Below are 20,043 nucleotides of genomic sequence, written 5' to 3' on the forward strand. Positions count from 1 at the left end.
CAGAAGCCTGCTTTGACGATCATTCAGCCCCCTTTAGCCAGCACCACTCCATGGCTTTACACCGCTGAATCAGTCGTACACCGGAGCACTTCAAATGGCCAAGCCACCCAAGCAGATTCCTCCCGCGAGTTCGTCGCCTCCCAGGTCCTTGACAGACACGCCTCCTATCAATGTCGATCACGTTTCGAACATTCGCCCCGGCACGCATTTGCCAACCGTCGAGCTGACGTTCGCCGGACATTCATCGCAACACACGGCAGACCATGGCGGGGGCAAACAGCCCTCGGTCGAGGTCAGCGAGATGCTGACCCGCCAGCATCCACACGGGTCAGTCATTGCACCTGACGCCTCGGCGAGGCCGACATCACCCGTGTTCATTCCCGTTCATCTGGCCCTCAGGCTGACCCCGGCAGCAGACTCACCGCAAGGCATTCGCCGTGACGGTCGTGAACGAACCTATGTCGACATGCGCGAAGGTACTGCCATGGTTCATCAACACCCTGACGGCCGCTATCAACTGACCTCGGCCAGCGAGTTGACGCCATCCGGTTTTCAAGTCGAGCGGATCCATGGCACGAATCTGTGGCAAAAACGCCAAGCCATCGCGGCACGTCGCCCGCATGTCGACGAGCCGGACGAGCAAGCCGGTCCGAGCAAGCGCCCGCGACTGAACGAAGATGAGGCGTCGACAACCATCCAGCAACCACTGGATCTGTCCAGCAAGCCATGGCAAAGCTGGGGTCAACCGACAAAACCCACCAGCGGTCAATCGGTTGAAGTAGATGGGCTGCACTACCCGATCGTGTCGCAGATCGTTCGCTCCAATACTCCCATTGTCTGCATCAAGCACCCGCGCTTCAACCCGGAACGCTTCGAAGCTTTCGAACAGATGCTCGTAGACAATCGCACGCTGCAACCGCGCTGGGCAGCCCGTGCCCCGGACAACCGGTGGGTCGTTGCAGACGATCACCTGCCATTCGAAAAACCGCTGACGCAATACGTCGCCGATACCTTCGAGTACTTGTCCGGGCAATCCGCCAGGGCCGTGGCCAAGGCCATGTTCAGCGCGTCACGTGGCGCCGAAGTGATCAATGGTGAGGGATTGCAGGCACTGAGCCAGACGTTCCGTTACTGGGAAAACAGGACCATCCCCGCCCACCGACAGCTCGCAGATCCGCTGATGTTGCTGCCGATCCAGCCCATCATCGATGACGGCACTTTCGGGGGAGGGATCGTACTGCCCCCGACAAGCGGGCCAAGCCTGCAGCGAGTCGATATTGATCCGCAGAAATTTTCGCAGCAATGGAATGAATATACGGCTGAACCGGGGGCTGCGAGCTTGCAAAAGCTCTTCTACAAAATTCTGGTCAAGAGCGGCTACACGGTCAGTCCGCCAGATCCCCTGCTGCTGGAAAACTCGCTGGTTTTCCGTCGGGAAGGACTGGACTCGCTTTTCGTACTGAAGCTCCCGCTCGTCTCCTCCGACTTCATCCCCCGCTACACCCGACCGGGTTCCGAACTGACCAGTTCGGCAGCGCTGATGACACTCGACGAAACCGGACGGCAACGGCTGAACACCCTGCTGGCACAAGACAAAATCAACTATCTGGTGGGCGGCATTCAACGACCGAGTCCGGACCAACCCACCCTCTTCATTCTTCGCGAAGGCTGATCATCAATGAGCCCCAAACGCCCCACCCGACCGAAAACGGATACACCGGACTCCACGCCTGTCGTGCGAGACACCACGCCGGACATTCCAGTCCCCCCACGCCTGACGCCCGACACCTTGATCGACCCAACCCTCACGCATCCGGCCTGGCAATTGCCTGCGCCGCCCGTGACTCGCCGTCAGATGATCGAAATCTACGATCTTCCTGCCGAGACACAGGTCAGGGCCAGCACCGCGCAAAGGCCGATCGGCAGTTATTTTCTTGCACCCGGGCTGGTCAACAGGTTGCCGCCTCCCGACTTGCCGAGCGGCATTCGTTCCGCCGGACGCTATGCCTATGTCGATCTTGTCGAGGGTGGCACCGTGCTGATCGACCCCGATGCACAGGATGGAGTAAGAGCTCGTTTATCGAACGAACTCTTCGCGTCCGGTCCGTTGCTGGAGCGGGTTGAAGGGACGCTGATGTGGCGCCCGGTTCCCGTGGAAACCGCGCCAGATACTTCCAGGCTGACCATCACACGCCACCGATTGCCGGATGATGAACCGTCAGCCGTACCGTCAAAACGCTCTCGCCTGGAAGAGACGCCGTGGAGCGATTGGGGCATCGACCCGCAACATGCCACCCCGGGTGACATTCGCGTCGACGGTATCCAGTACAAAGTCATTCCGCCAGGCGATGCGAGAGATCCGATCGTCTATATCAAGAACCCGAGTCACCTGATCTACGACTTCGACCTGCTGGAGCGCACACTCCGACTGGACCCGCAGCAACAGCCGCGAGGCGCCATTCAGGTTCCGCCTGCCCATCATTGGCAAATCGATCCGACGTTGCCATTCGATCGTCCATTGACGAATTACGTCGCTCGATACTTTCCCGAGTTGTCCGCGAGCTCGCAGGAGAATGTCGCGTTTCACCAGTTTGTGCTGGCAAACGGAACCAATACCGCCACCGGTTCGGGACTGACCTTGCTGCGACAAACCTTCAACGACTGGGAAACCGGAAACGACACTCCACGCCCGCAATTGGCGGATCCGTTGCTGATGTTGCCGATCCTGCCAACGTCGGGCGCTGGAACGATCCGTGTGATCGAACTACCGACGCCGGAATCGGGTGGTCCGCTGCATCGACTGGATTTCGATCCGGCGCTGTTTCGCCAGGAATGGTTGTATTCGACCAATACCCAATCGGCGGTGGATCTCAAACGCTTCATGGCGACGCTGCTGACCCGTAACGGTTACGCCGTGTTCGATCCTAGCCCTTCCAACTCGTATCCGGCATTGGTGTTCAAGCGCACCGGGCATGACTATGTATTCTTCATCAGCCTGCATCGCATCCGGGGCCGCAAGATCAACCAGACTCTGAATGTCGATCAGAACAGCGCCAGCTTGCGCCTGCATATTCAGGTGGGCGCACCGGCGGCGGCAGCGGTGATCGCAGCAAATGCCAGAAACAAAGTCGTCTGGCTCAGGGGCGGCCCGCAGACGCTTGCAAACGCTGACGACACAGTGTTTATCGTGCGCGACGGGCACCCACGGCTGTGATCGCAGATTGCTGAATGACAGACGAAAAAAAGCCCGCAGTGTGAGCGGGCGAAAGACCAAAGAAGCTATATGCGCAGTCGCTTCCCGGCAGGGGCAGCTGCTTGGGGGTCAGCTGCCCCGATAGGTGGAATAGCTGTAAGGCGAGATCAGCAACGGTACGTGGTAGTGATCCTGTTCGGCAGAGATGCCGAACCGCAGCACGACCACGTCCAGGAATGCCGGCTCCGGCAACTGGACGCCACGGGCTCGGTAGTAATCGCCGGCGTGGAACTGAACCTGATAGACACCGGTACGATAGTCATCGCCTTGCAGCAGCGGCGCATCGACCCGGCCATCGCTGTTGGTAAGCGCACTGGCGACCAATTCCAGGTGCGAACCTTCAACGCGGTACAACTCGACCTTGATCGAGCTGCCCGGGCAACCGTGTGCAGCGTCCAAAACGTGTGTTGTCAAACGTCCCATTGATTCTGCGCGCCTGCCTGCGTGGAGCAGTCAGACCTCGCGCCTCCCGAAGTCAGTTGAAAAGGAGACCGCACCGTTTCGGAGCACGAAAAGCTGCGGCGAGCGATTGATTAAGACACTTTTCAAAAAAATTGTACACAATAAAAACGACATTTTTGCTGCTACCCCCGCCATTTTTCGATTTCCCGGTGATTTGCCCCATAACCTCGCATTCATTGAACCCCCAATCCATTAGCTGACTGGTCAGGCAGGTTTCTTGCAGGTTCACGCCATTAACAGCAAAAGATGACAGCCGGTGAAAAATGCGAAAATTCAGGCTTACAAATTGAGAATAAAGTTGTATACAATCAGCCCATCGCTGTGACGCCAGCCTGCCATTCAAACTTCAGGGCGCCACACAATCTGTCAACGAATAAGAAGGAAGACTGCAGTGAGCGCTGACTACCCACGCGACCTGATCGGTTACGGCAGTAACCCTCCTCACCCACACTGGCCGGGCAATGCCCGGATCGCCCTGTCGTTCGTACTCAATTACGAAGAAGGCGGCGAGCGCAACATTCTGCATGGCGACAAAGAATCCGAAGCCTTCCTGTCCGAGATGGTTGCTGCTCAGCCTCTGCAAGGCGCGCGCAACATGAGCATGGAATCGCTTTACGAGTATGGCAGCCGTGCCGGCGTCTGGCGGATCCTGAAACTGTTCAAGGAATTCGACATTCCGCTGACCATCTTCGCCGTGGCCATGGCCGCCCAGCGTCACCCGGACGTGATCCGCGCGATGGTCGAGGCCGGTCACGAGATCTGCAGCCACGGCTACCGCTGGATCGACTACCAGTACATGGACGAAGCGCAGGAACGCGAGCACATGCTCGAAGCGATCCGCATCCTCACCGAACTCACCGGCGAGCGCCCACTGGGCTGGTACACCGGTCGCACTGGCCCGAACACCCGTCGCCTGGTGATGGAAGAAGGCGGTTTCCTCTACGACTGCGACACCTATGACGACGACCTGCCCTACTGGGAACCGAACAACCCGACCGGCAAGCCGCACCTGGTGATCCCGTACACCCTGGACACCAACGACATGCGTTTCACCCAGGTCCAGGGTTTCAACAAGGGCGACGATTTCTTCGAATACCTCAAAGATGCGTTCGACGTGCTTTATGCCGAAGGCGCCGAAGCACCGAAGATGCTGTCGATCGGTCTGCACTGCCGTCTGGTGGGCCGTCCGGCGCGTCTGGCTTCGCTCAAGCGCTTTATCGAATACGCTAAAAGTCATGAACAGGTGTGGTTCAGCCGCCGCGTCGACATCGCGCGTCACTGGCACGAAACCCACCCGTACCAAGGGGCTGCCAAATGAGCACCTTTCAAACCCTGAAACCATCGACCCTGAGCCGCGACGCCTTCGTCAAAGCCTTCGCCGACATCTACGAACATTCGCCATGGGTGGCCGAGAAGGCCTTCGACCTGGGCCAGGACGCATCGATCGACCAGATCGAAACCCTGCACCAGCGCATGAGCGACATCCTGTTGAGCGCCGATCACGCCAGTCAGCTGGCACTGATCAACGCTCACCCGGACCTGGCCGGCAAAGCTGCCGTCCAGGGCGAGTTGACCGAAGCCAGCACCAATGAACAGGCTGGCGCCGGTATTCACCAATGCACGGCCGAAGAGTTCCAGCGCTTCACCGAGCTGAACGACGCCTACAAAGCCAAGTTCAAGTTTCCCTTCATCATGGCGGTAAAAGGCAGCAACCGGCATCAGATCCTCGCGGCGTTCGAAACGCGCATTCACAACCCGGTCGACACCGAGTTCAAATGTGCGCTGGCGGAGATCAACAAGATCGCCCTGTTCCGATTACTGACTCTCTAGCGAGCCTGGCCCGAGAAGCCTCTAGAACGCTTGTGTTTCCCAGGGCCCTGCAAGCATCCCAAGCCACTTATTTAAAGGCAGACAAGAAGAATGAAAGCTTACGCCGTACCTTTCGAGAAGTTCGTCAACCTGGCCGATGCCCGTCTGGGCACCAAAATCATCTCGGTCACCGATGACTGGTTCGCAGACGCCAATCGTCTGTTTCAGCCGACCCCGGCCGTGTGGAAGGAGGGCGTGTTCGATGACAACGGCAAGTGGATGGACGGCTGGGAATCGCGCCGCAAGCGCTTCGAAGGCTACGACAGCGCGGTGATCCGCCTGGGCGTACCGGGTTCGATCAAAGGCGTGGACATCGACACTTCATTCTTCACCGGCAACTTCCCGCCATCGGCCTCGCTGGAAGCCTGCTTCCTGGCGTCGGGCGAGCCGGACGAAAACACCCAGTGGACTGAAGTGCTGTCGGCCGTCGAGCTGCAGGGCAACAGCCACCACTACCACGAAATCAGCAACGACAAGGCGTTCAGCCACCTGCGCTTCAACATCTACCCGGATGGCGGCGTGGCCCGTCTGCGCGTGTACGGCATTCCGTTCCGCGACTGGTCGGCGGTTGGCGACAACGAGCAAGTGGACCTGGCAGCAGCCCTCAACGGTGGCCGCGCCCTCGCCTGCTCCGACGAACACTTCGGCCGCATGAGCAACATTCTCAACCCGGGCCGTGGCATCAACATGGGCGACGGCTGGGAAACCGCACGTCGTCGCACGCCAGGCAATGACTGGGTGATCGTCGCGCTGGGCCACCCGGGCGAGATCGAAAAAATCATCGTCGACACCCTGCACTTCAAGGGCAACTACCCGGACACCTGCTCGATCCAGGGCGCGTTCGTCAAGGGCGGCACCGACAGCCAGATCGAAACCCAGTCGCTGTTCTGGCGCGAACTGCTGCCAAGCCAGAAGCTGGAAATGCACGCCGAACACACCTTCGTCGAGCAGATCAAGGCACTGGGCCCGATCACCCACATCCGTCTGAACGTGTTCCCGGATGGTGGTGTGAGCCGCCTGCGCGTTTTGGGCAAGGTCGCGAAGTAACACCCGATCGTTCCCACGTCGAGGCGTCGAACCGTCTGCGTGGGAATGCATACCGTGACGCTCCGCGTCACAGTGGACGCGGAGCGTCCATGGCAGCGTTCCCACGCAGAGCGTGGGAACGATCAATTTTCAAGAGATTAAGAAGAACAGCATGCGCACACTGACGATTGAACCGCTGACCAAAGAAGCCTTCGCCCCTTTCGGTGACGTGATCGAAACCGACGGCAGCGATCACTTCATGATCAACAACGGTTCGACCATGCGCTTCCATAAACTGGCGACGGTCGAAACCGCAACGCCTGAGGACAACGCGATCATCAGCATCTTCCGCGCCGACGCGCAGGACATGCCGCTGACCGTCAGCATGCTGGAACGCCATCCGCTGGGCAGCCAGGCTTTCATTCCGCTGCTCGGCAACCCCTTTCTGATCGTGGTCGCGCCACTTGGCGATGTACCTGTATCAGGCTTGGTCCGCGCCTTCGTCACCAACGGCAGGCAGGGCATCAATTACCATCGCGGCGTCTGGCACCACCCGGTGCTGACGATCGAAAAGCGGGATGACTTCCTGGTGGTTGATCGCAGTGGCACAGGCAATAACTGCGATGAGCATTTTTTCAAAGAGGATGAGCGTTTGATCCTCGCCCCCCACCAATAAGAGAAGGTCCGATCACTCGACAACAAGAGTGACGGGCGAGAGGTAAAGACTGTGGAAGCACATCTGTTGGAATGGCTGAACCTGAGCGTGCGCTGGGTTCACATGATCACTGGCGTGGCCTGGATCGGCGCGTCGTTCTACTTCGTCTGGCTGGAGAACAACCTCAACCGCGTCAACCCGAAAACCGGTCTTGCCGGTGATCTGTGGGCGATCCACGGCGGCGGCATCTATCACCTGGAAAAATACAAACTGGCCCCTCCGTCGATGCCGGAGAACCTGCACTGGTTCAAATGGGAAGCCTATTTCACCTGGATGTCGGGGATCGCGCTGCTGTGCGTGGTGTTCTACTCCAACCCCGTGCTTTACCTCGTGGCACCCGGCAGCGGCCTGACCGGCCCTGAAGGCGTGGCCATCGGCATCGGTTCGCTGATCGCCGGCTGGTTCATCTACGACTTCCTCTGCGATTCGCCTCTGGGCAAAAAACCTGCCCTGCTCGGCTTCATCCTGTTCGTGCTGATCATCGGCGCGGCGTTTGGCTTCAGCAAGGTGTTCAGCGGTCGTGGTGCGTACCTGCACGTCGGCGCGATCATCGGCACCATCATGGTCGGCAACGTGTTCCGCATCATCATGCCGGCGCAGCGCGCACTGGTGGCCGCGATCGCCGAGAACCGCACGCCGGATCCGGCGCTGCCGGCCAAAGGCCTGCTGCGTTCGCGTCACAACAACTACTTCACCCTGCCGGTGCTGTTCATCATGATCAGCAACCACTTCCCGAGCACTTACGGCAGCCAGTACAACTGGCTGATCCTGGCCGGGATCGCAGTGTTGGCGGTGTTGGTGCGTCACTACTTCAACACCCGTCACGACAGCCACAAGTTTGCCTGGACCCTGCCGGTGGCAGCGGTGGGCATGATCAGTCTGGCGTACGTCACCGGCCCTGCGCCGATGTCGACCGCTCCGGACGTGGCCAAGGCGCCTGCGAAAATCGAGTACCAGCCGCTGCCGGAAACGGCTTTGGGTGGTGGCGCGAAACCGGCTGAAGCGGCACAACCGGCAGCTCCTGCTGCACCGGCCGCTGCTCCGGCTCAGGCGTCCAACGCCGGTCCTGCGTTCGACAAGGTGCACAACGTGATCCAGGAACGCTGCGCGGTCTGCCACTCGGCCAAGCCGACCAGCCCGCTGTTCAGCGCTGCACCGGCCGGTGTGATGTTCGACACCCCCGAGCAGATCCGCCAGAACGCGGCACGGATCCAGGCGCAAGCCATCACCACGCAGATCATGCCACTGGGCAACATCACGCAGATGACCCAGCAGGAACGTGACCTGATCGGTGCATGGATCGCCCAGGGAGCCCAGACCAACTAAGCAGTAAAAGCATCGCTGGCAAGCCAGCTCCCACAGGGTTTTGCACTGCCTGTGTGGGAGCTGGCTTGCCAGCGATTAGCCGCAACGCGGCTTACCTGATGCAAAGAAACAGCTGTGAGCAACCCGGCAGCTGTTAATCACAAGAATAAAAAAGATCCGAGGTGTTGCATGTCCGAGCTGTCCAAAGCGCGCATCCCCGACGCACCCGCCATTCAGCGTTTGCCCCTTTTGCAACTGATCCTGGTCGGTTTGCAACATGTACTGCTGATGTACGGCGGCGCCATCGCGGTACCGCTGATCATTGGACAGGCCGCTGGCCTGAGTCGTGAAGAAATCGCCTTCCTGATCAACGCCGACCTGCTGGTCGCTGGCATCGCCACCATCGTGCAATCTCTGGGCATCGGCCCGATGGGCATTCGCATGCCGGTAATGATGGGCGCCAGTTTCGCCGCCGTCGGCAGCATGGTCGCCATGGCCGGCATGCCCGGCATCGGTCTGCAGGGAATCTTCGGCGCCACCATCGCCGCCGGGTTCTTCGGCATGATCATCGCGCCGTTCATGTCCAAGGTCGTACGCTTCTTCCCGCCTCTGGTGACCGGCACGGTCATCACCTCGATCGGTTTGTCGCTGTTCCCCGTGGCCGTAAACTGGGCCGGTGGCGGCGCTGGCGCCGCACAATTCGGTTCACCGATTTACCTGGCCATCGCCGCACTGGTGCTGGCCACCATTCTGTTGATCCACCGCTTCATGCGCGGTTTCTGGGTCAACATTTCCGTGCTGATCGGCATGTGCCTGGGCTACGTGCTCTGCGGCGCCATCGGCATGGTCGACCTGAGCGGCATGGCCAACGCGCCGTGGGTTCAGTTCGTCACCCCGCTGCATTTCGGCATGCCGAAGTTCGAACTGGCACCGATCCTGTCGATGTGCCTGGTAGTGGTGATCATCTTCGTTGAGTCCACCGGGATGTTCCTCGCACTGGGCAAGATCACCGGCCAGGAAGTCTGCCCGCGCATGCTGCGTCGCGGCCTGTTATGTGATGCCGGCGCGTCGTTCTTCGCCGGTTTCTTCAACACCTTCACCCACTCCTCCTTCGCGCAGAACATCGGCCTGGTGCAGATGACCGGCGTGCGCTGCCGCTCGGTGACCATCGTCGCCGGCGGTCTGCTGATTGTCCTGAGCCTGTTGCCGAAAGCAGCGTTCCTGGTGGCGTCGATTCCACCGGCGGTGCTGGGTGGCGCGGCGATCGCGATGTTCGGCATGGTGGCGGCGACCGGCATCAAGATCCTGCAGGAAGCCGACATCGGCGACCGTCGCAATCAATTGCTGGTGGCCGTGAGCATCGGCATGGGCCTGATCCCGGTGGTGCGCCCGGAGTTCTTCGCCCACCTGCCGTTGTGGATGAGCCCGATCACCCACAGCGGGATCGCCATGGCCACCCTCAGCGCGCTGACGCTGAACCTGTTGTTCAACATCCTCGGCGGCGCCGAACGCGCCGCGATCAACGACTGCCACGCACACCCGCACTGATCCGAAGAGTAAAAAAGGGGGCTCGCCCAAGCCTGCCCCCTCGCGACAGCTTTGCCTCAAACAATAAAAACAAGAGGGAGCAACAGATGATCCGGACTCAAACCAACGTGTTGTTGAGCGGCGGCCTGCTGGCCGCATCGCAAGCCATGGCCGGCGATTTATTGCTGTGGCAGACCAACAGCCTGAGCTACCTGTACGGCAAGAACTTCGCGATCAACCCGTCGATCCAGCAGACGGTGACGTTCGAGCACGCCGACAAGTGGAAGTACGGCGACAACTTCCTGTTCGTCGACAAGATCTTCTACAACGGCCAGGAAGACCGCAACAAAGGCCCCCACGCGTTCTACGGCGAATTCAGCCCGCGCCTGTCGTTCGGCAAGATCTTCGACAGGAAGCTGGAGTTCGGCCCGATCAAGGACGTGCTGCTGGCCATGACCTACGAGTACGGCGAAGGCGACAGCGAGGCCTATCTGATCGGCCCCGGCTTCGACCTCAAGGTGCCGGGCTTCAACTATTTCACCCTGAACTTCTATCGCCGCCAGACCGAAGGCCCGCGCCCCGGCGACGGCGTCTGGCAGATCACGCCCGGCTGGTCCTACAGCATTCCCGTGGGCAATTCCGACCTGCTGATCGACGGCTATCTGGACTGGGTGGTCGACAACGACCAGAACTCGCGCGGCACCTATCACGCCAACCTGCACATCAACCCGCAGATCAAATACGACCTGGGCAAAGCCCTCGGCTGGGGTGAAAAGCAGGTGTACGTCGGCACCGAATACAGCTACTGGAAAAACAAATACGGGGTCGAAAGCACCCACAGTTTCGACACCAACCAGAACACCGCCAGCCTGCTGGTGAAGGTGCACTTCTAAGATGACCCGCAACCGTGCCCCCTACCTGTCGTCGGTGCTCTGTTGCAGGGCACTTGAGGCCTGGCCGTTGAGTCAGTATTCTCCGCGGCCTCCTGAATTCGGTCTAAAAAAAAGCCCGAATTTAATTCCTGACCGAAAAGCCAACTTATCCCGGCCGCGGTCAGTACCGAGGCATCCCGAAAACACGCTCAATCGACTGTTTTTCAGCAGCCGACGGGCGTTTTTTTGCTTTTCGAAAAGCCTTGGCTCAGCTCTTGCTAACAGCACTAAAGCTGACCGAATGGATGAATTTTGCAGCAACGAAAAAAGGCGCCACACCAGAGCGCCGACTCAAAAAAATAAACGTGGAACACCTACTTTGGGAGCAACCGAATGAAACGTATGTGCACCAGCCTGATGCTTGCGGGATCGCTGCTGGCAGGGGGTCAGGCCATGGCCGACGGCCTGCTGCAATGGCAGAACAACAGCCTGACCTACCTCTACGGTAAAGACTTCAAGGTCAACCCGGCGATCCAGCAGACCGTGACCTTCGAACACGCCGATGCGTGGAAGTACGGGGACAACTTCTTCTTCCTCGACAAGATCTTCTACAACGGTGACAAGGACTTCAACAACGGTCCGAACACCTACTACGGCGAGTTCCAGCCACGCATCTCGCTGGGCAAGGTGCTCGACCAGAAGATCGAGTTCGGTCCGATCAAGGATGTCCTGCTGGCGATGACCTACGAGTTCGGCGAGGGTGACACCGAGTCCTACCTGATCGGCCCGGGCTTCGACCTGGCCATTCCGGGCTTCGACTACTTCCAGCTGAACTTCTACCAGCGTCACACCGAAGGCTCGCGTCCGGGTGACAACGTCTGGCAGATCACGCCAGTGTGGTCCTACACCATTCCGGTGGGCGACTCGAACATCCTGATCGACGGCTACATGGACTGGGTGGTCGACAACGACGTCAACAACAAAGGCGAATACCACGCCAACCTGCACTTCAACCCTCAGGTCAAATACGACCTGGGCAAGGCGCTGAATTTCGGCGAGAAGCAGTTGTACGTCGGTGTTGAATACGACTACTGGAAAGACAAGTACGGTATCGACGACACCAAGGCCTTCACCACCAATCAGAACGTGACCAGCTTCCTGGTGAAGTTCCACTTCTGATGAAGGTTCAGATGGCGCCCGCTCGGGCGCCATCGTTCTCAGGCCGGAACCAGCGCCTCGCCAATCCCGAGAAACCGGCACAGCTCATCACGTTTGGCCAAGGCATCGCGCCGCCCGAGGTCGATCAATTCGCTGCAATACCCCGCCTCGAACAGCAAGTAACTCAACACCCCTGCCCCGCTCGTCTTGGTCGCTCCCGGCCCACGCAGAAACAACCGCAACGCCGCCGGCAGTTCCTGGCGATGCCGCGCCGCGATTTCATCGATCGGCTGACTCGGCGAGATCACCAGCACTTCCACCGGCGCCACACCCAGCGCGCGGGTCGGCGTGCCTTCGGGCATCAGATGACTGAACTGGTTCAGGCGCTGAAGCAACTCGATATCGCTTTCCAGGCTATCAATGAACGTACTGTTGAGCATGTGCCCGCCGATCTGCGCCAGCGTCGGCTGCTGCCCGGTGTAGGTGCGTTCCAGCGGTTGCGCCGGATCGAAACCGCGCGGGTTGCCGCTGACGCCCACCACCAGCACCCGACTCGCGCCCAGGTGCAGTGCCGGGCTGATCGGTGCCGACTGCCGCACCGCGCCATCACCGAAATATTCATCGCCGATCTTCACCGGCGCGAACAACAGCGGGATCGCCGAACTGGCCAGCAAGTGCTCCACCGACAACTGCGTCGGCACACCGATGCGCCGATGACGCAGCCAGGAATCGATGGTGCCGCCGCCCTGATAGAAAGTCACGGCTTGCCCCGACTCGTAACCAAACGCCGTCACTGCCACCGCATGCAACTGCTTGCGCGCGATGGACTCGGCGATGCCGGGCAGATGCAGTTTTTCGTTGAGCAGATGACGCAGCGGCGAGCTGTCGAGCAGCGCCACCGGCATTTGCCGGCCCATGCCCAACAGACTGTGACTGACGAAACGACTGGCCTGGCGGATCACCCCCGGCCAGTCGCTGCGCAACACGCGATGGCTGCGAAAGCCTTGCCAGAACAGCGTCAGGCGTTCGACGGCGGCGCGAAAATCCGTCGCACCGCTGGCCAGGCTGACTGCGTTGATCGCCCCGGCCGACGTGCCGACAATCACCGGAAACGGATTGTCCGCCCCCAACGGCAGCAATTCGGCAATCGCCGCCAGAACCCCCACCTGATACGCCGCCCGAGCCCCGCCGCCGGAAAGAATCAAACCTGTGACCGGTTCAGCTGGGCTCATCGCAACGCTCCGTGGTGCTTATGGGGATGGGTCAATCAACCGCGTTTGGCGTACAGCTTCGGCTCACCCGGTGGCCGGCTCTTGAAGCGCCGGTGTGCCCACAGGTATTGCTCGGGGCATTCACGCAACACGCCTTCGACCCACTGATTGATGCGGATGCAATCTTCCTCTTCGGTCTCGCCCGGGAAACCTTCCAGCGGCGGATGAATCACCAGACGATAACCGCTGCCGTCGGCCAGACGCTCTTGGGTGAACGGCACCACCAGTGCCTTGCCCAGACGGGCGAACTTGCTGGTGGCGGTGACGGTTGCGGCCTGAATCCCGAACAGCGGCACGAAGATGCTTTGCTTGGCGCCGTAGTCCTGATCCGGTGCGTACCAGATCGCCCGGCCTGCGCGCAGCAATTTGAGCATGCCGCGCACGTCGTCACGTTCCACCGCCAGCGAATCGAGGTTGTGCCGCTCGCGGCCCTGACGCTGGACGAAGTCGAACAACGGGTTCTTGTGTTCGCGGTACATGCCGTCGATGGTGTGTTGCTGGCCGAGCAGCGCTGCGCCGATTTCCAGGGTGGTGAAATGCACCGCCATCAGAATCACGCCCTTGCCTTCGCGCTGGGCCTTTTGCAGGTGCTCAAGACCTTCGACATGAGCCAGTTTCGCCAGGCGCTGACGCGACCACCACCAGCTCATCGCCATTTCAAAGAAGGCGATGCCGGTGGACGCGAAGTTTTCCTTGAGCAGACGCTTGCGTTCGGCGGCGGACTTTTCCGGGAAACACAGTTCCAGATTGCGCTTGGCGATACGCCGCCGGTCGCCGGCGAAGCGATACATCAGGGCACCAAGAAAACGACCGATGGCCAGCAAGGCTGGATACGGCAGCTGCACGATCAGCCACAACAGCCCGAGGCCGCACCAGAGCGGCCAGAAGCGTGGGGCAAGAAATGCTTTTCGAAAACGCGGGCGATCCATTAAAGCTTCCGTAAATACAGTGGCCGCGCATTCTACATCGTTCGACCCGGCTTGCGGCCTGCGGGCGTTCTCGTTATAAGTCTCGGCACTTTTAGTGACAAGCCGTTGTATGCCGACATGAGCCAAACCGAACCGCTAGACCAAGATCCCGTGTTCCAGCTGAAGGGCAGCATGCTCGCCATTACGGTGCTGGAGCTGTCCCGCAATAACCTGGACAGCCTCGATCGGCAACTGGCCGCCAAAGTCGCCCAGGCACCGAATTTCTTCAGCAACGCGCCGCTGGTTCTGGCGCTGGACAAACTGCCGCCAAGCGAAGGCGCCGTCGACCTGCCGGGCCTGATGCGCGTGTGCCGCCAGCACGGCCTGCGCACCCTGGCGATCCGCGCCAGCCGCATCGAAGACATCGCCGCCGCCATCGCCATCGACATCCCGGTGCTACCGCCGTCCGGCGCCCGCGAACGACCGCTGGAAAGCGCCGAACCCGTCGCACCGAAGAAGCCGGAAAAACCACCGGAGCCAGCCGTCAAACCGACCCGCGTCATCACCACGCCAGTACGTGGTGGCCAACAGATATATGCACAAGGTGGCGATCTGGTCGTGGTTTCCTCGGTCAGCCCGGGGGCGGAACTTCTCGCCGATGGCAACATCCATGTATACGGCCCGATGCGCGGTCGTGCGCTGGCCGGGGTCAAGGGCGACACCAAGGCGCGGATCTTCTGTCAGCAATTGAGCGCTGAACTGATCTCCATCGCAGGCCATTACAAGGTTTCCGAGGACCTGCGTCGCGATCCGATGTGGGGCTCGGGCGTACAGGTCAGCCTGTCGGGCGACGTGTTGAACATCATTCGGCTTTAACGGATACTGCCGCATTTTCCAAGCATCTCTAAAACGTAGCGAAAACGGCTCAAACGAAGTAGGAAAAAGGCCAAAAGCCGAATTCCAGCCAAGGCTGTCCGACTGCAGTAGTTTTCTAGAGATGTTTTTCAGGGGCTGAACAGTCCTTCTTCCTTAGGGGTGAAACACCTTGGCCAAGATTCTCGTGGTTACATCCGGCAAGGGTGGTGTGGGTAAGACCACCACCAGCGCCGCTATCGGTACCGGCCTCGCTCTGCGCGGCCACAAAACAGTGATCGTCGACTTCGACGTGGGCTTGCGTAACCTTGACCTGATCATGGGCTGCGAGCGCCGCGTGGTGTATGACTTCGTCAACGTCGTGAACGGCGAAGCCAACCTGCAACAGGCCCTGATCAAAGACAAGCGCCTGGAAAACCTCTATGTGCTGGCCGCCAGCCAGACCCGCGACAAAGACGCACTGACCGTCGAAGGCGTGGAAAAGGTCCTGATGGAGCTCAAGGAACAATTCGAGTTCGTGGTCTGCGACTCCCCTGCCGGCATCGAGAAAGGCGCCCACCTGGCCATGTACTTCGCTGACGAAGCGATCGTCGTGACCAACCCGGAAGTGTCCTCGGTACGTGACTCGGACCGCATGCTCGGCCTGCTGGCCAGCAAGTCCCGTCGCGCCGAACGTGGCGAAGAGCCGATCCAGGAACACCTGCTGATCACCCGCTACCACCCGGAGCGCGTCGAAAAAGGCGAAATGCTCGGCGTCGAAGACGTCAAGGAAATCCTCGCCGTACGCCTGTTGGGCGTCATCCCGGAATCCCAGGCCGTACTCAAGGCCTCCAACCAGGGCGTACCTGTGATCCTCGATGATCAGAGCGACGCCGGCCAGGCCTACAGCGATACCGTTGATCGCCTGCTGGGCAAGGAAAAAGAACACCGGTTCCTGAATGTCGAGAAGAAGGGATTCTTCGAGCGTCTGTTTGGAGGTAGGTAATGAACCTTTTTGACTTCTTTCGTGCCAACAAAAAGCCAAGTACCGCCTCGGTCGCGAAAGAGCGTCTACAGATCATCGTGGCGCATGAACGCGGCCAGCGCAGCACCCCTGACTACCTGCCATCCTTGCAGAAGGAACTGGTGGAAGTGATCCGCAAATACGTCAACATCGGCAACGACGACGTACATGTGGCACTGGAGAGCCAGGGCAGCTGCTCGATTCTGGAACTCAACATCACCCTGCCAGATCGCTGAGTCGATCCGGCAGGAACGACGGCGGCTCAGGGCCCTTCCGACACCGGAGGGGCCCTGACCCGCCGTTGGCATTTGTTACGAGGCTGTTTTAATGCCGTTGTCCAACGTCCAAATCATTCATCAGGACGCCGCCGTACTGGTGGTGAACAAACCCACCCTGTTGCTCTCGGTACCCGGTCGGGCCGATGACAACAAGGACTGCCTGATCACCCGCCTGCAGGAAAACGGCTACCCGGAAGCGCGTATCGTCCACCGCCTGGACTGGGAAACGTCGGGGATCATTCTGCTCGCCCGCGACGCCGACACCCACCGCGAGTTGTCGCGCCAGTTTCATGATCGCGAAACCGAAAAGGCCTACACCGCTTTGGCCTGGGGTCAGCCGGAACTGGACAGCGGCAGCATCGACCTGCCATTGCGCTACGACCCGCCGACCAAACCGCGCCACGTGGTCGATCACGAACTCGGCAAGCACGCCCTGACCTTCTGGCGCGTGCTGGAGCGTTGTGGCGACTGGTGTCGTGTCGAGCTCACGCCGATCACCGGGCGTTCGCACCAGTTGCGCGTGCACATGCTATCGATCGGTCACCCGTTACTCGGTGACGGCCTCTACGCCCACGAGCAAGCCTTGGCGGCGTGGCCCCGCCTGTGCCTGCACGCGAGCATGCTCAGCTTCACTCATCCGCAAAGCGGCGAGCGTTTGCGCTTCGAATGCCCGGCACCCTTCTGAATCGCGTCTGCCTCTGAAAGCCCTTCCTGATGAAGGGCTTTTTTTTGTCCTGTCAAAATCCCACCGGCAATAGATTGACGTAAAGAACTGTCATAAAATTGTAATCAATTATAAATTTTGGCACCTCGACATCAGGCAGGAGGCCTTTTCCCGTGTTATGCAGTAAAACGCTCCAATCCGAATATCCAATCATCTATGCATTCGGTAACACTACCCTGCACCTGAGCGAACCACCCAGCATCCCGGCGCGCGAGGCCCTCGAGCAGCTGATAAAAAAACGTCGCGCGCGCAAACTGACCCGGGCCAGCGCACCGCTGTCCTCGTGTGAAACACCGCTCTTTGCCAAGGTCCAGCCATTGGACACTTTCAAGGCAAAGGTGCGGGTGAGCCTGAACAAACCGCAACGCAACGGGCGCTTCGACTGGCCGCTCGAAGAGTTGATGAACTCCCTCGAAGCTCAGCGCCGGGGCGTGGATATGCCGCCATTGAAGGGCTATGGCTATACCCGCAGCAGGCTCGGCCTGACCGAGGAATTTTTCCTTCTGACTCACCTGCTCGAAGGCCATATTGATGGCGCTCAGTGCATCAGACGCAATCCCCAGAACATCGAAGCTTTCATCCTCGACGCGTTTCAACTGCTCAGCTCGCTGGCCAGCAAAAACATCACTCACATGGATTTCTGGGTGGGCAACATCATGGTGCCCGAGCAAACACACAGGCCACTGAAAGCCATCGATTTTGAAAACTGCTTCGCCGGCCCGACCGCGCACTTGAGTGAAACGCTCGGTTTTCAATTGGGCTTTTTCTATCGTCGGGAAGTCTACAAATTCATTACCGAAGCCGCCTACGATCAACTGGTCGATCAATACCTCAGTGCGCTGCCCGATTTATCTCGAGACAAGTTCGAAGCGGTCTATCAGTCGAGCAAGCATGAAGACATCGGTCGCAAGCAACGCCGTGAAGTCTTCCTCAATGGCAGACTGATCACCGGTTGAGACCCTGCCAGGCAACACCTTGAAGCAAGTGTGTGACCAGCAAATCGGCCGTCATGAATGGTGGGGCACAAGCGCATCGGTCATCACTCCTGACAATACCCGCGCAACCACGTCCCAATGGGGCGGAGTGATGCGTTAAACTCCCGCCCATTGCTGTCTGGAGCTTCTTATGCGCGAAGAGTTGAACCAAGGCCTGATCGACTTCCTCAAGGCCTCCCCTACCCCGTTCCACGCCACCGCCAGCCTTGTTCAACGCCTGGAGGCCGCCGGTTATGTGCGCCTCGACGAGCGCGAAACCTGGCACACCGAAGCCAATGGTCGTTACTACGTCACCCGTAACGATTCCTCGATTGTCGCGATCAAGATGGGCCGCAACTCGCCGCTGCACGACGGCATCCGTCTGGTCGGCGCCCACACCGATAGCCCGTGCCTGCGGGTCAAGCCACAACCTGAACTGCAACGCCAGGGCTTCTGGCAGCTCGGTGTCGAAGTCTACGGCGGCGCGCTGTTGGCGCCGTGGTTCGACCGCGACCTGTCGCTGGCCGGCCGCGTCACCTTCCGCCGCGACGGCAAAGTCGAGAGCCAGCTGATCGACTTCAAGGCCCCGATCGCGATCATTCCCAACCTGGCCATCCACCTCAATCGTGAAGCCAACCAAGGCTGGGCCATCAACGCCCAGACCGAACTGCCGCCGATTCTCGCGCAGTTCGCCGGTGACGAGCGCGTGGACTTCCGCGCGGTACTCACCGATCAACTGGCTCGCGAACACGGCCTCAACGCCGACGTGGTGCTCGATTACGAGCTGAGTTTCTACGATACCCAGAGCGCTGCGGTCATCGGCCTGCATGGCGACTTCATCGCCGGCGCACGCCTCGATAACCTGCTGTCGTGCTACGCCGGCCTGCAAGCCTTGCTGACCGCCGACACCGAAGAAACCTGCGTGCTGGTGTGCAACGACCACGAAGAAGTCGGCTCCTGCTCGGCGTGTGGCGCCGACGGCCCGATGCTGGAACAGACCCTGCGCCGTCTGCTGCCGGAAGGTGACGAATTCGTACGCACCATCCAGAAATCCCTGCTGGTTTCGGCCGACAACGCCCACGGCGTGCACCCGAACTACGCCGAGAAGCACGACGCCAACCACGGCCCGAAACTCAACGCCGGCCCGGTGATCAAGGTCAACAGCAACCAGCGCTACGCCACCAACAGCGAAACCGCCGGTTTCTTCCGCCATCTGTGCATGGCCGAAGAAGTGCCGGTGCAAAGCTTCGTGGTGCGCAGCGACATGGGCTGCGGCTCGACCATCGGCCCGATCACCGCCAGCCACCTGGGCGTGCGCACCGTCGACATCGGCCTGCCGACCTTCGCCATGCACTCGATCCGCGAACTGTGCGGCAGCCATGACCTGGCCCACCTGGTCAAAGTGCTGAGCGCGTTCTACGCCAGTCGCGAATTGCCGTAGCAAGCAGCCGGGATCGCAGCGTGGAGCTGCGACCCCCCGGCCCGTAAAACCGGCTCATTTCTGATACACCTCAGCACCGTCCATCGAAAACCCACCTAGACTTGAATCATTCCCTTCGACAAGGCAGTCGCCATGATCTCGATGTCTGCGTTCCACTCCATGCTCATTCCCATCCTCGGCGGAATGATTCTGCTGGCCATCGGTTTCAACTTCCGTGACAAGAACGCCGGTGTGTTCGCCATGTGGATCGGCATGCTGATGATCCTGGCCACCGTGGTCTACAAGATCCTCGCCAAACTCAACGAATAAATCCGCGCCCGGCTCGCATTGAATCTGGCGGGCTCGTACACTCGCCCGATCCGCCCATTGCGAGGTTGACCGCCT

General features: G+C 60.0%; 20 protein-coding genes. 17 read left to right on the plus strand and 3 right to left on the minus strand.

Going from position 1 to position 20,043, the window contains the following annotated elements; translation table 11 throughout:
* Positions 1-94 precede the first annotated feature (94 nt).
* Positions 95-1,672: a hypothetical protein gene (locus C1X29_RS21015; protein ID WP_146023263.1), complete on the plus strand. Its 1,578-nt coding sequence runs from the start codon at positions 95-97 to the stop codon at positions 1,670-1,672.
* Between the two features lie 6 nt (positions 1,673-1,678).
* Entirely contained in the window at positions 1,679-3,214 is a 1,536-nt protein-coding gene (locus tag C1X29_RS21020) for a hypothetical protein (protein WP_146023264.1), read from the plus strand.
* Positions 3,215-3,322: 108 nt separating this feature from the next.
* Here the strand turns inward: C1X29_RS21020 and uraH are convergent, their stop codons facing one another.
* Positions 3,323-3,676, minus strand: a complete 354-nt coding sequence (gene uraH, locus C1X29_RS21025; RefSeq protein WP_011333195.1) for a hydroxyisourate hydrolase — start codon at positions 3,674-3,676, stop codon at positions 3,323-3,325.
* A 430-nt stretch (positions 3,677-4,106) separates the two neighbouring features.
* On the opposite strand from uraH, the gene puuE reads away from it, so the two are divergent.
* The 8 genes from puuE (at position 4,107) to C1X29_RS21065 (ending at position 12,208) form a co-directional block, all read left to right on the plus strand.
* Positions 4,107-5,033 (plus strand): allantoinase PuuE, encoded by a 927-nt coding sequence (gene puuE / locus C1X29_RS21030; RefSeq protein WP_007960032.1) that lies wholly within the window; start codon positions 4,107-4,109, stop codon positions 5,031-5,033.
* Complete coding sequence (uraD, locus tag C1X29_RS21035) at positions 5,030-5,545, plus strand: 2-oxo-4-hydroxy-4-carboxy-5-ureidoimidazoline decarboxylase (protein ID WP_007960034.1); 516 nt, start codon at positions 5,030-5,032, stop codon at positions 5,543-5,545. Before puuE ends, uraD begins: the two co-directional genes overlap by 4 nt.
* 90 nt (positions 5,546-5,635) lie before the next feature.
* Positions 5,636-6,631 (plus strand): allantoicase, encoded by a 996-nt coding sequence (alc, locus tag C1X29_RS21040; protein WP_007960036.1) that lies wholly within the window; start codon positions 5,636-5,638, stop codon positions 6,629-6,631.
* Between the two features lie 151 nt (positions 6,632-6,782).
* On the plus strand, positions 6,783-7,286 hold the full coding sequence (locus C1X29_RS21045; protein ID WP_027613342.1) for an ureidoglycolate lyase: 504 nt from the start codon (positions 6,783-6,785) through the stop codon (positions 7,284-7,286).
* A 51-nt stretch (positions 7,287-7,337) separates the two neighbouring features.
* Positions 7,338-8,651 (plus strand): urate hydroxylase PuuD, encoded by a 1,314-nt coding sequence (locus C1X29_RS21050; RefSeq protein WP_085748492.1) that lies wholly within the window; start codon positions 7,338-7,340, stop codon positions 8,649-8,651.
* 168 nt (positions 8,652-8,819) lie between these two features.
* Positions 8,820-10,178, plus strand: coding sequence for a nucleobase:cation symporter-2 family protein (locus tag C1X29_RS21055; RefSeq protein ID WP_011333188.1), 1,359 nt, complete (start codon positions 8,820-8,822; stop codon positions 10,176-10,178).
* An 86-nt stretch (positions 10,179-10,264) separates the two neighbouring features.
* Entirely contained in the window at positions 10,265-11,050 is a 786-nt protein-coding gene (locus C1X29_RS21060; protein WP_011333187.1) for an outer membrane protein OmpK, read from the plus strand.
* A gap of 372 nt (positions 11,051-11,422) precedes the next feature.
* Entirely contained in the window at positions 11,423-12,208 is a 786-nt protein-coding gene (locus C1X29_RS21065; RefSeq protein WP_102718282.1) for an outer membrane protein OmpK, read from the plus strand.
* A gap of 38 nt (positions 12,209-12,246) precedes the next feature.
* Here the strand turns inward: C1X29_RS21065 and C1X29_RS21070 are convergent, their stop codons facing one another.
* Both C1X29_RS21070 and C1X29_RS21075 read right to left on the minus strand, forming a co-directional pair.
* Complete coding sequence (locus C1X29_RS21070) at positions 12,247-13,419, minus strand: patatin-like phospholipase family protein (protein ID WP_102718283.1); 1,173 nt, start codon at positions 13,417-13,419, stop codon at positions 12,247-12,249.
* A 35-nt stretch (positions 13,420-13,454) separates the two neighbouring features.
* On the minus strand, positions 13,455-14,387 hold the full coding sequence (locus C1X29_RS21075; RefSeq protein ID WP_007960061.1) for a lipid A biosynthesis lauroyl acyltransferase: 933 nt from the start codon (positions 14,385-14,387) through the stop codon (positions 13,455-13,457).
* Between the two features lie 117 nt (positions 14,388-14,504).
* On the opposite strand from C1X29_RS21075, the gene minC reads away from it, so the two are divergent.
* The 7 genes from minC to C1X29_RS29470 all read left to right on the plus strand — a co-directional run bounded on the left by minC (position 14,505) and on the right by C1X29_RS29470 (position 19,968).
* Entirely contained in the window at positions 14,505-15,242 is a 738-nt protein-coding gene (gene minC, locus C1X29_RS21080) for a septum site-determining protein MinC (RefSeq protein WP_102688301.1), read from the plus strand.
* 169 nt (positions 15,243-15,411) lie between these two features.
* Positions 15,412-16,224 (plus strand): septum site-determining protein MinD, encoded by an 813-nt coding sequence (gene minD, locus C1X29_RS21085; protein WP_007960065.1) that lies wholly within the window; start codon positions 15,412-15,414, stop codon positions 16,222-16,224.
* The gene (gene minE, locus C1X29_RS21090) at positions 16,224-16,478 is read left to right on the plus strand and encodes a cell division topological specificity factor MinE (RefSeq protein ID WP_007960071.1); all 255 of its coding nucleotides are present in this window, start codon (positions 16,224-16,226) and stop codon (positions 16,476-16,478) included. Before minD ends, minE begins: the two co-directional genes overlap by 1 nt.
* A 91-nt stretch (positions 16,479-16,569) precedes the next feature.
* The gene (locus C1X29_RS21095; RefSeq protein WP_102718284.1) at positions 16,570-17,205 is read left to right on the plus strand and encodes an RluA family pseudouridine synthase; all 636 of its coding nucleotides are present in this window, start codon (positions 16,570-16,572) and stop codon (positions 17,203-17,205) included.
* A 152-nt stretch (positions 17,206-17,357) separates the two neighbouring features.
* Positions 17,358-18,200 (plus strand): hypothetical protein, encoded by an 843-nt coding sequence (locus C1X29_RS21100; RefSeq protein ID WP_085748488.1) that lies wholly within the window; start codon positions 17,358-17,360, stop codon positions 18,198-18,200.
* Between the two features lie 169 nt (positions 18,201-18,369).
* Entirely contained in the window at positions 18,370-19,659 is a 1,290-nt protein-coding gene (locus tag C1X29_RS21105; RefSeq protein WP_007960074.1) for a M18 family aminopeptidase, read from the plus strand.
* A gap of 132 nt (positions 19,660-19,791) precedes the next feature.
* On the plus strand, positions 19,792-19,968 hold the full coding sequence (locus C1X29_RS29470; RefSeq protein WP_165369545.1) for a hypothetical protein: 177 nt from the start codon (positions 19,792-19,794) through the stop codon (positions 19,966-19,968).
* The last annotated feature ends 75 nt before the right edge of the window (positions 19,969-20,043 follow it).

The sequence above is a fragment of the Pseudomonas sp. GW456-12-10-14-LB2 genome, from assembly GCF_002884345.1.
Lineage (GTDB): Bacteria > Pseudomonadota > Gammaproteobacteria > Pseudomonadales > Pseudomonadaceae > Aquipseudomonas > Aquipseudomonas paraglycinae.